Annotated in this window: 13 protein-coding genes; 5 read left to right on the plus strand and 8 right to left on the minus strand. The window is 50.4% G+C overall.

From position 1 onward, the window contains the following. Window positions 1-278 precede the first annotated feature (278 nt). Together BMY09_RS17760 and BMY09_RS17765 are read right to left on the minus strand one after the other, a co-directional pair. Window positions 279-1,601 carry a (Fe-S)-binding protein gene (locus BMY09_RS17760; protein ID WP_091360912.1) on the minus strand — a complete coding sequence of 441 codons (1,323 nt, stop codon included), beginning with the start codon at window positions 1,599-1,601 and terminating at the stop codon, window positions 279-281. 246 nt (window positions 1,602-1,847) lie between these two features. Next, the gene (locus tag BMY09_RS17765) at window positions 1,848-2,789 is read right to left on the minus strand and encodes an ADP-ribosylglycohydrolase family protein (protein WP_091360913.1); all 942 of its coding nucleotides are present in this window, start codon (window positions 2,787-2,789) and stop codon (window positions 1,848-1,850) included. A gap of 88 nt (window positions 2,790-2,877) precedes the next feature. On the opposite strand from BMY09_RS17765, the gene BMY09_RS17770 reads away from it, so the two are divergent. After that, complete coding sequence (locus BMY09_RS17770) at window positions 2,878-3,780, plus strand: NAD(+)--dinitrogen-reductase ADP-D-ribosyltransferase (RefSeq protein WP_091360915.1); 903 nt, start codon at window positions 2,878-2,880, stop codon at window positions 3,778-3,780. An 86-nt stretch (window positions 3,781-3,866) separates the two neighbouring features. Here BMY09_RS17770 and BMY09_RS17775 read toward each other — a convergent pair whose 3' ends face one another. The 4 genes from BMY09_RS17775 to BMY09_RS17790 all read right to left on the minus strand — a co-directional run bounded on the left by BMY09_RS17775 (window position 3,867) and on the right by BMY09_RS17790 (window position 6,450). Further along, a complete protein-coding gene (locus BMY09_RS17775; protein ID WP_091360917.1) occupies window positions 3,867-4,391 on the minus strand; it encodes a GNAT family N-acetyltransferase in 525 nt (174 codons plus the stop codon). 76 nt (window positions 4,392-4,467) lie between these two features. Continuing rightward, on the minus strand, window positions 4,468-5,187 hold the full coding sequence (locus BMY09_RS17780) for a hypothetical protein (RefSeq protein WP_091360919.1): 720 nt from the start codon (window positions 5,185-5,187) through the stop codon (window positions 4,468-4,470). A 98-nt stretch (window positions 5,188-5,285) separates the two neighbouring features. After that, entirely contained in the window at window positions 5,286-5,735 is a 450-nt protein-coding gene (locus BMY09_RS17785; RefSeq protein ID WP_091360921.1) for a hypothetical protein, read from the minus strand. A gap of 94 nt (window positions 5,736-5,829) precedes the next feature. Next, window positions 5,830-6,450 carry a hypothetical protein gene (locus tag BMY09_RS17790; RefSeq protein ID WP_091360923.1) on the minus strand — a complete coding sequence of 207 codons (621 nt, stop codon included), beginning with the start codon at window positions 6,448-6,450 and terminating at the stop codon, window positions 5,830-5,832. 466 nt (window positions 6,451-6,916) lie between these two features. Between BMY09_RS17790 and BMY09_RS17795 the strand changes: the two genes are divergently transcribed. Further along, window positions 6,917-8,473, plus strand: coding sequence for a methyl-accepting chemotaxis protein (locus BMY09_RS17795; RefSeq protein WP_175483584.1), 1,557 nt, complete (start codon window positions 6,917-6,919; stop codon window positions 8,471-8,473). A gap of 123 nt (window positions 8,474-8,596) precedes the next feature. On the opposite strand, the gene BMY09_RS17800 is transcribed toward BMY09_RS17795, so the two are convergent. After that, window positions 8,597-9,892 carry a M18 family aminopeptidase gene (locus BMY09_RS17800; RefSeq protein WP_091360927.1) on the minus strand — a complete coding sequence of 432 codons (1,296 nt, stop codon included), beginning with the start codon at window positions 9,890-9,892 and terminating at the stop codon, window positions 8,597-8,599. Continuing rightward, window positions 9,892-10,416 (minus strand): BamJ family beta-barrel-assembly machinery protein, encoded by a 525-nt coding sequence (gene bamJ, locus BMY09_RS17805; protein WP_245756626.1) that lies wholly within the window; start codon window positions 10,414-10,416, stop codon window positions 9,892-9,894. The genes BMY09_RS17800 and bamJ overlap by 1 nt, the downstream gene beginning before the upstream one ends. A gap of 164 nt (window positions 10,417-10,580) precedes the next feature. Between bamJ and BMY09_RS17810 the strand changes: the two genes are divergently transcribed. The 3 genes from BMY09_RS17810 (at window position 10,581) to rpsA (ending at window position 15,379) form a co-directional block, all read left to right on the plus strand. Beyond that, window positions 10,581-12,668, plus strand: a complete 2,088-nt coding sequence (locus tag BMY09_RS17810) for a carboxy terminal-processing peptidase (RefSeq protein WP_091360931.1) — start codon at window positions 10,581-10,583, stop codon at window positions 12,666-12,668. A gap of 19 nt (window positions 12,669-12,687) precedes the next feature. Next, window positions 12,688-13,458, plus strand: coding sequence for a hypothetical protein (locus tag BMY09_RS17815; RefSeq protein ID WP_091360933.1), 771 nt, complete (start codon window positions 12,688-12,690; stop codon window positions 13,456-13,458). Window positions 13,459-13,699: 241 nt separating this feature from the next. Then, on the plus strand, window positions 13,700-15,379 hold the full coding sequence (rpsA, locus tag BMY09_RS17825) for a 30S ribosomal protein S1 (protein ID WP_091360937.1): 1,680 nt from the start codon (window positions 13,700-13,702) through the stop codon (window positions 15,377-15,379). Window positions 15,380-15,386: the final 7 nt, after the last annotated feature.

Here is a 15,386-nt window from a genome sequence, read left to right on the forward strand (position 1 = left end):
TACAAATATCGCCCAGCGGGTTATCACGACAAAGCAGCCGATTTGTCACAAATACTACATAGCTTAATACGGGCAATCAGACAGGTTGTAAGACGCGCCCAGGGAATCGTATACGCAGGTTAATGAAGAGACTGCTACCCAGCAGAAGAGATGGTGGGGGATAAAGATCGGGTCAGCGCGTCGATACGAAATCAGAAACGCCCGGCATAGACTGATGGCAGTAAAACAGTCCCACCGGGCGCCCTGAAAAAGCGGTAAGCTTAGCTGACCAAAAACGCTTATAAGGCCAGTTTCAGCAGTTCGGCCAGATGCAGCGTCTGACGATCAGCATAATGCTGAATCTGGGAGCGGCAGGAGAATCCATTCGCCACCACCAGTGCTTCAGGTTCCGCTGCCAAAGCGGGCTGCAGAGCAAGGTTGAACATCTTTTCGGAATCCTGCTGATGCTCTTTTTCGTAGGCAAAACTACCGCCACCGCCACAACAACTGGCATCGATAAACTCAAACTCCAGTTCAGGTATCAGTTTCAATACTTTACGTACCGATTTCATCGCCCCCACCGCTTTCTGATGGCAGTGTCCATGCACAACCACCTTTTGTCCGATCGGCGTCGACAGTGCAAGCATGAAACGTCCGGCACTGATCTCCCGGGCGACAAACTCTTCAAACAGATAAACCTGTTTAGCCAGGCCTGGGGCTTTATCAGTCAGTCCCAGCTGCTGATATTCGTCCCGCAGCATCAGTGCTGATGAGGGTTCCAGTCCTATAATCGGCACCTGTTTATCTATGTAAGGGGTAAGATCATCCAGTAAACGGCAGGCTTTCTCCCTGGCTTTATCCAGATCTCCGGATGAAAACCAGCTACGCCCTTCCATCGCCCCGCCTTTTGCGCCGATAAAACGCACATCATAACCCGCGCGGGCCAGCACCTCCTGCGCCGCCATAAAGATCTGCGGTGAGAATCCCCGCGACAGACTGTCCGCCAGCATCACCACGGTATTGCTTTTTATCGCTTCCCTACTATTACTAACGGCTGGCGTCTCTGTCAGCTGATGAGCACTCGGCAGCGGCAGTGCCACTCTGGCGCTGATACCGATATAGCGCTCCATCCACCGACGGATAAGCGGGCTGCGGTTTCGCAGGGTAAAACAGACACGCAGCAGATGGGGAAACCTGAGCAGCAAAGGCAGGTTGGCAAACAAGCGGTCGCGCAACGCATAGCGCCCCCGGTTATCGGGTTGCGACAGATATTCTGAACGAATCGTGGCCAGATCCAGGCCACTTTCACACTCTCGCTTGCACCCCTTACAACCCACACAGGCGCGCATCGCATCATCCAGTTGCTGCTTCTCGTCTGCGGTGATCTCGCCATTGAGCAGGCGTTTCAGCAACCGGCTGCGACCACCCGGAGAGTAGGCAGCATCCTGCCGCACCCGAAAACTGGGACACATAACACTCTTTGTCACAGGCCTCAGGCATACCAGACTGTTGATACACACGGATACCGCTTTGGCAAAGTTGCCACCGGTTTTGGGGATATCCGCATAGGCATCTCCCAGCCCCGCACTTTCATAATCAGACCAGTCTAAATTGGGTTTCATACTTCGGCTTCTGTCAGGGGTTGATCACTGTTCTTGTTGCAAAACACAGATCAGTAACCTGCAAAACATACGCCAGCAACCCAGAGCGCATTAACTGATTGATCTGCATAGCATTGTCAGATGAGCTACACAGTTAACACCCGCTAGCATTCCCCCAGTTTGTCGTCTTTATGACAATAATATCTGTTGTCTGGCTTCACTCATCCGTTGCTAAGGTTGTTGCTAGGATCGTTGTTAGGATTGTTGCTAAGAGACCATCGCTTCACCGGCCTTTGAGCCGAGCTTTGCTTCGGTGGTCTGCCGATAGAGCTGATCCGCCAGGGACAAGAGCAACGGTTTCTGATGCAGCCGTTCAAGCCAGGAGGCTCTGATACCGTTGATACCGTAATAAGCCCCGGCGATCTGGCCACACACCGCCGCAGTGGTATCCGCATCATCGCCCAGATTAGCCGCCATCAGCACGGCATCATCAAAATTATCACTATGGAAGAAACACCACAGCGCCGCTTCCAGACAATCAATCACATAACCACTGCCACTGATTTCAGTCACCGGTTTTTGCAGAAACTCTTCGGTGGCGATCAGCCGCACTTTTTTGCTCTGTGGCAGATACCCCGCTGATGACATCAGAATGTTTTTATTCGCACCACGAAGGCAGCGGGCAATAATCGCAGCAAAATAACAACAGGCATCCAGGCACTCCGGGGCTCCATGGGTGGTGCGCGACGAATCACTGACATAACCGATCAGATCAGGGTGTTCGCTATAATAGAGCACCATCGGGGCCAGTCTCATCAGCGAACCGTTACCCGCAGACATGGGGTGAGTATCACCACTGAATGGCTCACCGGAGGACTCAAACAGATGCAATGCATTTGCCACCGTTGCACCGATATCGAAGCAACGCCCGGTGCTGCTGTGTCGCCCCTCCTTCCACCAGCGATAGTAACGCTGCATCTGATCTCTGGCGTCAAAACCGTTGCACTCAATCAGTGATTCCGCCAGACAGATCGCCATCGAAGTATCATCGGTCCACTGCCCTGGTTGCAGATAAAACGGGCCTCCACCCAACATATCGTCAATCGGTGTAAAACTGCCAGGCGGTTTAAACTCCAGCGTTGTGCCGATAGCATCGCCCACCGCCAGCCCGAGCAAGCAGCCCTGATAACGCTCTTTGAGTGAAACCATTTTCTCTCCTTATTGATTCAGATCAGCCAGCCAGTTACGATCACCCATATAATAGGTGCGAAACATGTCGACGAAGATTTAGCAGCACATGGCAGATTCACCTCTGGAACTGATCCAACATTTAGCCCCTGGCGAACCGACACTACCCGCTTACGCACGCCTGCCGGTGAACCACTGCAATTACCCTGCCATCATATTGGGCAGCCTGACATTTCAGCGCTATCCCGAAGCGATCTTTCTCGACAATGTGGCAACCTTTCATCAACCTCTGTTTAACCGTTTGGATAACATTGAAGCGGCCGCTGACAGAGCGGTGGCGTTTGAAACCTATATGCAGGCATCGTTTCTGCTTACCGCCCCTGAAGAAGCCGGCTATCAGGCAGAGAATCAGGAAAACGGCGCAGAGTTACGCGGTATAAAACACACTCACAAGAAAAAGGCGCGCCATAAGGCCGATTACAGAAAGCTTCTGAGAGGTTGGTTGTTTGACTCTGACAGCCGTGAAGCGGCGGTGATGAAAGGCTGGGTAGAGTCCCGTTTTGGCTTGCTGGCCCGCAACCACAAAGGCCCACTACGGGATTTCGAATCAGAGACCTATTTCAACTACACCCAGGAACGCAGTGCCGGTCTGTACAACACCAACAGTCTGGAAAGCCAGCTCGATCTGCTGTACAGCTATTGCCAGTATGAACTGCACCGACGGTTGCCAAACCAGCGACACTATCAACTCTATCGCGCCACCAACCGGCTGAATGAATACGACACCCTGTTTCAGGGGTCAAAATCCAGCTCAGCGGTGATTCTTAACAACCTGACCTCTTTCAGCAGCAGCCTGGAACAGTGCGACAGTTTTGGCGACACCCTGCTGCAATGTCAGGTTCCCTTCAGTAAGATCCTGTTCTTCCCCGACCTGCTTCCCGGCGCATTCAGATGTGAGAGTGAATATATCGTGCTTGGCGGACTGTATCAGGTCAGCAAGGTCGCGATTTAAGTTATATCGAGTGTGATCTGGCATGGAAAAGAACAGACCTTAATGGCGATTACTGTTTATGTGAGAACCGGAGGGACGAGTTCTCATCAGGCATGCAATAACCAGTCTTCCCGCATCATCCGATACAATCGCACCGGTCGGTTATGAAAATCCTGAAGCCTGTAGTTTACGAATCCAGCCTTCTCCGTCACTCTGACAGAGGCAGCAAGCTCTGGCTCGATAATAACGACGACCGACTCACACTGTTTTTGCTCGAAAGCATATTGTAGAACTCCTCTAACCGCTTCTGTCGCAAACCCCTGATGCCAGAACCTGCGTGCCAAACGATACCCCAGATTGATCTCTTTATTGCCGCCAACCCACTCAGGTCCAACACCACAGAAACCAATAAAATCGCCTGACGTTTTCTCGCACAATGCCCATGGCCCGATTCCATGTGATGCGTAACACTCAAGACACCAGTCTATAAATTGTCGGGTAGCTTCCTCATCGCAAACTCCGCGAACGGAAAACTTCATCACTTCCGGGTCGCTTAGAATTTCAGTGAGTGCCTGAACATCCTGATGGGATAACGGTCTTACAATCAACCTGTCTGTTGCAAATAGTTGCACCGGAATCTCCCTGTGCATTACGCCGTGTTAACCCGCAGTCAAAGCGGAGCCGAAGGCTTAGCGTTGGTTGAACACTTTATATTTGTTTGATTACATAGTTTTCAGCTTTTCGATAGCTACTCTGTAGAGGTTTGGGTAACAGCCCTAAGATGGCGTCTTTTAAAAATGAGGTAGAAACCTCAATACCTTGTTGATCACTAAATCCCCAAGCATCACCTTCGCGATTATTAGCTGAATAACGAATAATACCTTCAAAAAATGCACGTACAGAGCTAAAAGCACCATCTTTTTTCATTTTCTCTAGATTGCAGACAAGGGCGCTATTTATATTAAGTTCATCAGGCTCATTAGAGGGGCTTACGTCTAATAGCAAGAGCTCATTTTCACCACTGTAGCGCCATTTTGTTTTACTCTCAAAATCTTCCAAGGCCGATACAAATGAGTTGTCACTATAACTCCAATCTACACCATCTATGCTTGTTACAGTCTTAAGGTCAGGGTATTTATCTTCTGGCCAGTAAGCCCCATAACCACAACAGAAAATATCTATGTGTTCCTTTGAACGATGATGAAAATAGCTAAGCGATTCCAGAATTTCATCCTTACAAAACTGTGAATTCGGGTTGCAAAATAGGACTGCGACAAGACTTTTCTTCTTGATTTTTGCATTGACGTCAGCCATCGCTTTTGACGATGCAGGACTAACACCATCAAAAAATGCTATCCGTTTAGGCTTGCCTAAGAATTGGTTATTAACTGCCTTTACTATGTTCTTATATAGGATGGCGTCGATCATTGCTCAAATCTCTCTTTGAAATATAACGCTGCCAGCAGCGGCCGAGTGAAACGAGGTCCAGCGACCGCAGGGAGCGATGCTGGCTGGCCTTGTTAAGTTCATTTGTTTTCATTCTTGTAAATCCCTACACCAAGCCGAAGACAATCATCTAGCTCTTTTGGAGCGGAACCACAGTATATTGATTGAACAAGCATGCTTTTTGTATGCAGTTCTTTGAAATTAATTTCAAAACCGTGACCATTCCATGCTGTACCCAATTGACGAGTTTGAACAATTTCATGGCCTTCAAATTGCTCGAACGGAGAATACTTTGTAATTTCGTAACCATCATCACTAGTTATTTCTGGCATCTCGGCTAATTTGCGAACGCCTAAGTATTCGCCGCCAATTTCACCCTGCAAACAAAATACACCTTTGCTTGTTTTTAGGTAAACGACGTTGAACTCATCTTGAACAGTATTAATTAATACCTGTTCTAGAAACGCCCCCTCTAACTCTTTTAGAAGTTTGCATGCTTCGTCTATGTATTGCTCGTAGTTTTCACTCATAGGAACTTAACGCCCGCATTTGGGGCCGCAGTGTAGACGCGAAGCGCCGAAACGGAGGTCCCAGGCCACGAAGTAGCCGCCCAAGATGCGATTGTTAGAGCTTGTATTTGGCATAGTAGCTTTTTAGTGCCTCGTACTGTCTTTTAGGTACTTCATTTAGCTCTAGACCTGAGACCAATTCGTTAAATTTGTTTATATCTGGGGCAACCTCAAAACTATGGGTACCTATTGCCTCTCTGGACGTAACTGAAAATTTCTCATTCCCTGAACGTTCGATATTGCCAGATAACTCTGACACCATATCCCATGCATGAATATTAAGGTAACTAGATTTGGAATTCTCTAAATCTTGACCCTCAAGACCTATTTTTTCTTGTAGCTCAGATAGCTGGTCATATACATCATGGCTCTTATTAAAAGCTCCTTCTGAAAATCTTCCAGCTTTTGCTAAGGCAAAAAAGTTTGTCTTTATTAGGGGCTTAGCAACTTCTTTAAGATTTTCAATTGTAGCGTTGGCTTCGTTTACCGCCTCCTTCAATTTCGCCTCAAAGCCTGCACCTTTAAACTCTGAAAATTTATCCAAATTTGCAAAGGCGAGAAAGATACCGCTTGCAGCAACTGCAATTCCCATCTCGGCCGCCATACCTTTAAGGCCAAATACGAAAACAGAAGCTATTAACAAAATAAACCCGACAAAGTTTAAAAATCCATTCATTTATTTTCTCGATGTTGTAGCTCTAACAGCTAATTATAGTGCCGTTTGGCACTATAACTCCCAGGCACTATAAATCTGAGAATTGGGCAGGCCAAAATTCACTTTTATTTTATATATCAGCAGGATAGACAGTCTTAAGAGAGGTTTGCCACAGAATTGGAGTATCTGTAGAGGCCGCGTCCCTGCCAACAACTTACCCACATCATAATATCCAATCTTATTAAATCACAGGGCTATATCACTCCCCCCCTGTTCACATTCACGCAACCCCAGCCTGTAACCAAAGCTATTTATCAATCAACACAGCAGCCTGATGACTTCGGCACACTGTGATGATTTTTCGCGGCAGCTTTCTACCCATACTGGCAGTTAGTTTATCTTATAAACGTTTACCAAACTAAACAGTTGTGATTATATTCATTATTAAATTACAACAATAACAGAGGTTACCATCGGGAGATGTATGATGTCTAAGAGGGTTCTGACTGCTGCGGCAGCGATACTGTTTATCGGTGCATGGTGTTTTCTGGCTTATCGGATTAACAGTGACACGTCGGATAATAGGGGGATAGCAAGCGGGTTTATGATCAGCTCGGCTGTGTGGGGAGTATTACTGCTTCTTGGTGCTGCGATCTGGTTGAGGGAACAACGCGATTTCCACGCAGAGTCTGGCGTAGAGGGGATGGTCGGGCGTCTGGTCAGAAGCGATCTGACACAGGAAAATGTCCGGAACCAGCCCGACGGTGGAACGGCAGCGGATCTGAGCCAGGCTATCGAGAGACTAAAGCATACCCTGACCCAGTTTTCCCACAACAGTGTTCTGCTGGCCCACTCTGCTCAGGGGCTTGATGGTAATCTGAACAACATCGACCGGGCGACCGGTGAGATTGTCCACCAGCTGAGCACCTCGGCATCGGCAAGCGAGGAGTTGTCAGCCGCCGCGTCTGAAGTATCTGAAAACTGTAAACGTGCATCCGATAACTCCCACGAAGCCAACGAAGTAGCACTCAGGGGACAGTCGATCATTCGTCAGACCATCGGCAGCATGCATAAAACCACCGATATTGTCACCGATTCGGCGGCCGTTATCCGCAGTCTGGGTGAGCGTTCCGGCGAAATTGGACAGATTGTCGATCTCATCAGTAATATCGCCGACCAGACCAACCTGCTAGCGCTGAACGCCGCAATTGAAGCGGCCAGAGCCGGTGATCAGGGACGCGGTTTCGCGGTTGTATCCGGTGAGGTGAGAGAGTTAGCCGAGAAAACCTCTCAGGCAACCGAAAAAATACGCCTGACCGTTGAAACGATGCAGAAGGAGCTGAAACAGGCAACCGGGATGATGGATCAGGGGGTTCTGATCGCCCAGCACGGCACCGAGTCTGCGCAGCAATCTGAAACCGCACTCAACGATATACTCAGCCATATCACCTCTCTGGTGGGAGAGGTCGAGCAGATCGCAGTCGCCTCACGGGAAACCACTGCCACTACCGAAGAGCTATCCAGAAGCCTGCATCAGGTAGCCCAACTGATGGATGAAACAGCCGGTAACGTTAACCATAACAGCCTGATTGTGACCAAGCTGTCGGAATCGGCCAGAGAGATGAAACACCTGATCGGGCAGTTCCGGCTGGTGAGCAAGGCGGACGCCGAGGCGCTGGTGCAACGTGCCCACGATTACGCCCGGGAACACGGCCGGGACAAAGCGATTGCAGCATTTAACGATCACGAAGGTGATTTTGTGAAGGGGGAGCTCTACGTGCTGGTGCAGGATTTCAACGGCACCATGCTCGCTCATGGTGGCAACCCTGCACTGGTCGGCAAGAATCTGGCTGAGGCCCGGGATGCCAGCGGTCAGCCGCTGTGTCCGCCACTGGTAGCGATTGCAAGGGAACAGGAACAGGGCTGGTATAGCTACGCCTACCTGAATCCACACACCGGTAAAGATGAGCCTAAGCACACCTTTGTGCGCAGGTTTGGTGACGATTGTTATATCGCCTGCGGCATTTATCAGCCCCAGGCCTGAGAAACTGACAGCACTGAGAAACTGACAACCCAGAGAAACTAACAAACCTGAGTGGAGGTGATATGACGTGTCATATCACCTCCACATCAGTTTTAAGGATTCTCTCAGCTGAATCCGCCCGATTTACACCCGCTGCTGTCGATAGAAACGGCTGAGCACCCGCGCCAGATTGACTGCGTCATCACTGCCCGCCAGTTCACGAATCGAGTGCATCGCCAGTTGCGGCACACCGATATCAATGGTTTTAACACCGATCTCTGCCGCCGTGATGGGGCCTATCGTACTGCCGCAGGCCATATCACTGCGTACAACAAAGGATTGCAGCGTAACCTCTTCCTGCCGGGCGATATGACGGAACAGTGAAGCGGTTTCACTGTTGGACGCATAGCGTTGATTAGCATTGATCTTAATCACCGCCCCGCTGTTCATTCGTGGGCCATGATTACTGTCATGTTTATCGGCAAAGTTGGGGTGCACCGCATGGGCGTTATCCACCGAAACCATCATCGAGTTGGCAATCATCCGGTTACGGACCTCAGGATCGGGTGCCAAACGCTCCAGCAACTGCTTCAGCATCGGCCCTTGTGCACCTGCGGCACTCATGCTGCCCACCTCTTCATGATCATTACACACCAGCAGGGTATTCTGATCTGAGTTTGATTCGATCAGGGCCTGCATGCCGATAAAGCAGCTCAGCAGGTTATCGAGTCGCGCTGATGCGAAAAACTCTTGATTCAGACCGATGTAAGCGGGTTTCTGCACATCATAGAAATACAGCTCATAATCGAGAATTTCGGCAATGTCATCGACATGGTTTGCCAGCAATTCCTGTTTGAGTATCTCTCGCAGTTCGGCTTTATCATCCCCATGCAGTTGCGCCATCAGCGGTGGCATCTCTGTTTGCGGATTAACATTGCGCCCATGATTGACGTCACGGTCCAGATGAATAGCCAGACTGGGAATCACGGCTACCGGACGTTGAAAGTTCACCAGCTCGCTGCGCAGCCCACCATCGATGGAGACATAGTTCACCCGCCCGGCCAGGGACAGATCACGGTCAAACCAGGGATTCAGCAGCGCTCCGCCATACACCTCGACGCCCAGTCGCATACAGCCCTGACTGATGGTTTCAGGATTAGGCTTCACCTTCAGGCAGGGGCTGTCAGTATGGGCCCCCACCATGCGTATGCCGCTCGTGGCCAGGTCTGAACCGGTTGCCATATTCCAGGCAATAATGGAGGATTCATTGCGCACAATAAAGTAGCGCCCACCGGGCCATACATTCCAGGTGTTCTGTTCTTCCAGCTCGATAAAACCGGCTTCCTGCAGTCGCGCCCGCATCTCATATACCGCATGAAAAGGGGTTGGCGATGCCGCCAGAAAATCAAACAGTTGCTCATTAAACTCATGTTTTTGCATTATTGATCAGCCTTTTCCTGAGGCAGGATTTCTAACAACTCAATTTCAAAAATAAGGGTGGAGTTGGCCGGTACCATCCCCCCCGGGCTTCGTGCACCATAGCCCAGTTCTGAGGGCAGGTAGATCTTCCAGCGGGCTCCCGGGGACATTTTCAGCAACGCTTCCCGCCAGCCTTTAATGACATCCTTGACGGTAAACACCGGTTGTTTCTCTTTGCCGACTGAACTTTCAAACTGTTCGCCGTCTACGGTCCAGCCAGTGTAACTCACCCGGACCTGACTGAGTACATTTGGCTGGGGCCCCTCAGCTGCCTGTAACACCTCATATTGCAGGCCTGAAGGGGTGACCACAACCCCATCCCTCTGGGCATTTTCCTGCAGAAACTGCATCCCTGCTTTTTTAGTCCCATCGTTCAGTGCTTTATCCAGCAACTGCTGATGAAACTGCTTTTCCTCTTCAGTTTCGCCACAACCGCTGGTGATGGCGACTAACAGCGACAAAACGACAACACTAACAACCCGCATAACCACAATAGCTGTACCTGCTTCAATTAATAAACTGGAGATAAGCCGTTGATTTTACATCAGCACGCGACAAGACTACACTCAGATTTTCTGAGTTACGGAACCAAGCTGGTTATTTGTCTGTCTCAGAACCTATCAGTAGTAGCAAAACAGGAACATACAGCTTGATCTACACACGCCACTTACGTCGATTGCTCACCGCGTCTTCACTCATCCTGGGGCTGTTGACAGCGCTGCCAGCAAGCGCACTGACCAGCTCTGTTTTGCAACCGGATTCCATCCACAGCCAGACGATCACCGATATTGTCACATCCCTTAACCGGGATCACTATACTAATATCGTACTGAATGATGAACTATCGGGCAAAGTACTCGATCAGTATCTCGATAGTCTCGATCCGTCAAAGGCTTTTTTCTACCGCTCCGATATTGATGAGTTCCAACAATACCGGACAGTGATCGACGATGAGATCAATAGCGGAGATCTGACCGCCGCTTATGCTATCTTCAACCGCTATCAGCAGCGTACTCAGGAACGTTTAAGCAAGCTGATCGCAACTCTCGAAAACCCCGACTATAAGGTCGACTTCAATCGCGATGAAACCATTCTCACCGACCGGGAAACCAGTCAGTGGCCCGCCAGCGAAGCAGAGATGGATGAGTTCTGGCGCAAACGTCTGAAGAGTGCATTACTGGGGCTGAAACTGGCTGACAAGCCGGTTGAGGAAGCAAAAAAACTACTGATAAAGCGTTACAAAAGCCAGCTAAACCGGGCTTTGCAGACCAACAATGAAGATGTTTTCCAGAGTTTTGCCAATGCACTGACAATGCAGTTTGACCCGCATACCCAGTATTTTTCACCCCGTCTGTCGGAAAACTTCAATATCAATATGAGCCTGTCACTGGAAGGCATAGGCGCGGTATTGCAGAGTGAGAATGACAATACCAAAGTAGTGCGTCTGGTGCCTGCCGGACCCGCTGACAAAGCCGGACAGTTAAAGCCTGCCGACCTGATTGTGGGTGTGGGTCAGGGTGAAGACGGTGAGATTGAGGATGTTGTCGGCTGGCGCCTCGATGAAGTGGTAGCACTGATCCGTGGGCCGAAAGACACCGTGGTCCGCCTGGATATTATTCCTGCCGATGGAGACGACAGCCAGCACAAAATTATTAAGATCACACGCAACAAGGTGAAGCTTGAAGAACAGGCTGCCCATAGCAAGGTGATTGAACTCGAACACCAGGGTAAGCCATACAAACTGGGCGTTATCAGCATTCCGGCCTTCTATATCGATTTTGCCGCCCTGCAGCGCGGCGAACCCGACTATAAAAGCACCACCCGTGATACCGCCCGTCTGATCAAAGAGCTGACCGATGAAGGTATCGACGGACTGATCATCGACCTGCGCAACAATGGTGGCGGCTCACTGCTTGAGGCCAATGAGCTGGTCGGACTGTTTATCAGTCGCGGGCCGACGGTTCAGATAAGAGACCCGCAGGGTCGGGTCAATATTCAGGGGGATGCCGACCCGAAAGTCGCCTATAGCGGCCCGATGGCGGTTCTGGTAAACCGGCTCAGCGCTTCGGCTTCAGAGATCTTTGCCGGTGCCATTCAGGATTATCAGCGCGGCCTGATTGTCGGTAGTCAGACATTTGGTAAGGGCACTGTACAGACCCTCTCGCCCCTGCACCATGGACAGATAAAACTGACCCATGCGAAGTTTTACCGTATCTCCGGCGAGAGCACTCAGCATAAAGGGGTGATTCCTGATGTAACGCTGCCAACACTGTATGATACCGACGAGATTGGCGAAAGCTCGCTGGAGGGAGCCCTGCCCTGGGATATGGTGCATGAGGTGCCCCATCAGCGCTATGTCAACTTCAGCACTATCCTGCCGGAACTGAACAAGCGTCATATTGAACGCACCAAATTCAACCCCGATTTCCTCTATATGAACGCCCAGATCAAGCGGATGCATGAGAATAAGAAGGATAAAGAGCTATCCCTGAATGAAGCAACCCTCAAGGCTGAGCGCGACAAATCTGAGCAGTGGCTGCTGGATCAGGAAAACCAGCGCCGCGCGGCGAAAAAACTGCCCGCCATCAAAGCGCTTTCAGAACTGGACGATCTGCTGGAGAAAGACTCTCAGGGACGTACCATCAGTCCTGAGCAGGAAGCGATTCTCACCGAAACGGGCAATGTACTGCTTGATATGATTGAACTGACCCATAACTATATGGCGCTTAAGAACTGATCCGACAGGGATAGATTTAATGCAGTTAAGCAGGCTCAAACTTGGACTTCTGATTGGTGCTCCGGTGTTGCTGATCATCGCCTGTGTGACTGGGTATTTCGTCTATCACATGATCAGCGCGCAACAGGCCGAAAACCGTAAAAAAGTTGAAGGCTTTGGTGAACTGGTCATCCCCCTCGATACCACAACGCCGCAGGCAACCGATGATCCCAGCCTCAACCCCAGCATTGCCCAGGACGCGATGACGCCGGTTGAGAAGGTGATTTCCACCCTCAAGGAGGAGCGTTTTAAGCTGCTGAATGAGGCGGAGGTGATGCGGGAACAGATCACTACCCTACAGGCCAAAGTTGACGAGCTGGAGCTTTACAAACGCACCAATGAACGCTATGCCCCACACACCTTCGATGAGGAGGTGTCCACCATTCATACCCGTATGAAACAGTTCCTCGCCAGTCAGGAGGAATCCAAGCGGTTCAACAGTAATCAGCTGAAGGGGATGGCCGCTGCCTCAGCACAGGAGTACCGCCGCTATCTGACGATGAATAAACTGTTACTCGACCAGGATCAGATTGATGACGTCGTTAACCACCACCTGCCCGTGTTTGCCTACTGTATCGGCGATGGCATGGATATCGCGGCCAACAACCGTGCTGAAGAGTTACAGGTTCTCGAGTATTTCAAAACCGAAAAAACCGATCTGATGAGCAGCCGCCTGAAGAGTGACCTTAAAGCGGTTCTGGAGCCCTGTCAGGAGCTGTTTGCCGAGCGCATGAGCAGCTTCAGCAACTGAGCATCCCTCCCTGAATTACCTCTCCCCGCCCCCCCCTGTTCAGACAGCCAAAAGCAGCTGCCCTTTAATCAAAACGTCAAATTCTGTATAATTTGCGGTCCTGTCCTGATGCCTGCTGTTATTTTCGTCAGCCAACACGGCCGCCATCGGGCTATCGAAACTGTCCCTGTGTCTGGCTGACGATGCGGGTGTAAACATGGCACTCCCCCGGTTTATCAGGGGCAGGCCAATAGGAATATACATGTCCGAAAGCTTTGCTGAATTATTTGAAGAATCCCTGCAACATATCGATATGAAGCCCGGCACCCTGGTGATGGGTGAGGTTGTCGATATCGATAGCGACTGGGTCACTGTCAACGCTGGCCTGAAATCTGAAGCGGTTATTGATCGCAGCCAGTTCCTGAACGATGCTAACGAACTTGAAATTCAAGTGGGCGATATGGTTAAAGTTGCCCTGGAAAGCGTTGAAGATGGTAGCGGTGAGACCCGTCTTTCCCGTGAGAAAGCCAAGCGTGCGGAAGCCTGGGAAGTCCTGCAGGGCGCATTTGATGCAGAAGAAACAGTCAAAGGCTATATCAGCGGCAAGGTCAAAGGTGGTTTCACTGTTAACGTTAATAACATTCAGGGGTTCCTGCCTGGCTCTCTGGTCGATGTACGCCCAGTCCGGGATGTCGACCACCTGGAAGGTAAAGAGCTTGAGTTCAAGCTGATCAAACTCGACCCTAAGCGCAACAACATTGTTGTCTCTCGCCGCGCCGTGCTTCAGGAAGCCAACAGCGCACAACGCGATGAACTGCTGGAAACTCTGGAAGAGGGTCAGGATGTTAAGGGTTATGTGAAGAACCTGACCAACTACGGTGCATTTATCGATCTGGGCGGTGTTGACGGCCTGCTGCATATCACCGATATGGCGTGGAAGCGAATCTCTCATCCAAGTGAGATGCTCAACCCCGGTGATGAGATCACTGTCAGAATCATCAAGTTTGATAAAGAAACCAACCGCCTGTCTCTGGGCCTGAAGCAGCTGAGCGAAGACCCATGGTCCTCCATTAAAGCGCGTTACCCATCCGGTGCTATCGTGCCGGCACGGGTGACTAACCTGACCGATTACGGCTGTTTCGCATCGATTGAAGATGGTGTTGAAGGTCTGGTGCACGTTTCTGAGATGTCCTGGACCAATAAAAATGTTCACCCATCCAAAGTGGTACAGGTTGGTGACGAAGTGAACGTGATGATCCTGGAAGTGGACGAGGAGCGTCGTCGTATTTCACTGGGTATCAAACAATGCACGCCTAACCCGTGGGCCAGCTTCGCTGAGCAGTATGCTGCTGGCGACAAGGTGACCGGTGCGATCAAAACCATCACTGACTTCGGTATTTTTGTCGGTCTGGAAAATGATCTGGATGGTCTGGTGCATATGTCAGACATCTCCTGGGATGCTGACGGTGAAACTGCGCTGCGTGAATATAAGAAAGGTGACGATGTTGAAGCGGTTATCCTCTCTATCGATTCCGAAAAAGAGCGTATCTCACTGGGTATTAAGCAACTGGGCGGCGACCCGTTCTCTGACTATGTTGCTGTTCATGACAAGAACGCCATTGTGAAGGGTACAGTGAAGTCAGTCGACCCGAAAGGTGCGACTATCGAGCTGGCTGAGGGCGTCGAAGGCTACCTCAAAGTGGCTGATATCAGCATTGACCGCATCGAAGATGCAACCACTGCCCTGAAAAACGGTGAAGAGATTGAAGCGAAGATCGTCAATCTGGACCGTCGCAACCGCTCAATCACGCTGTCGGTCAAGGCTAAAGACCAGGCTGATGAGAAAGCGGCTATCAAGGCTGTTGCTGATGCGCCTGTTGAGCTTTCCGGCCCAACCACGATCGGTGATCTGATCAAAGCGCAGCTGGAAGCGAAGAAGTAACCTTGCG

This window comes from Amphritea atlantica (genome assembly GCF_900111095.1).
In the GTDB taxonomy this organism is placed as follows: domain Bacteria; phylum Pseudomonadota; class Gammaproteobacteria; order Pseudomonadales; family Balneatricaceae; genus Amphritea; species Amphritea atlantica.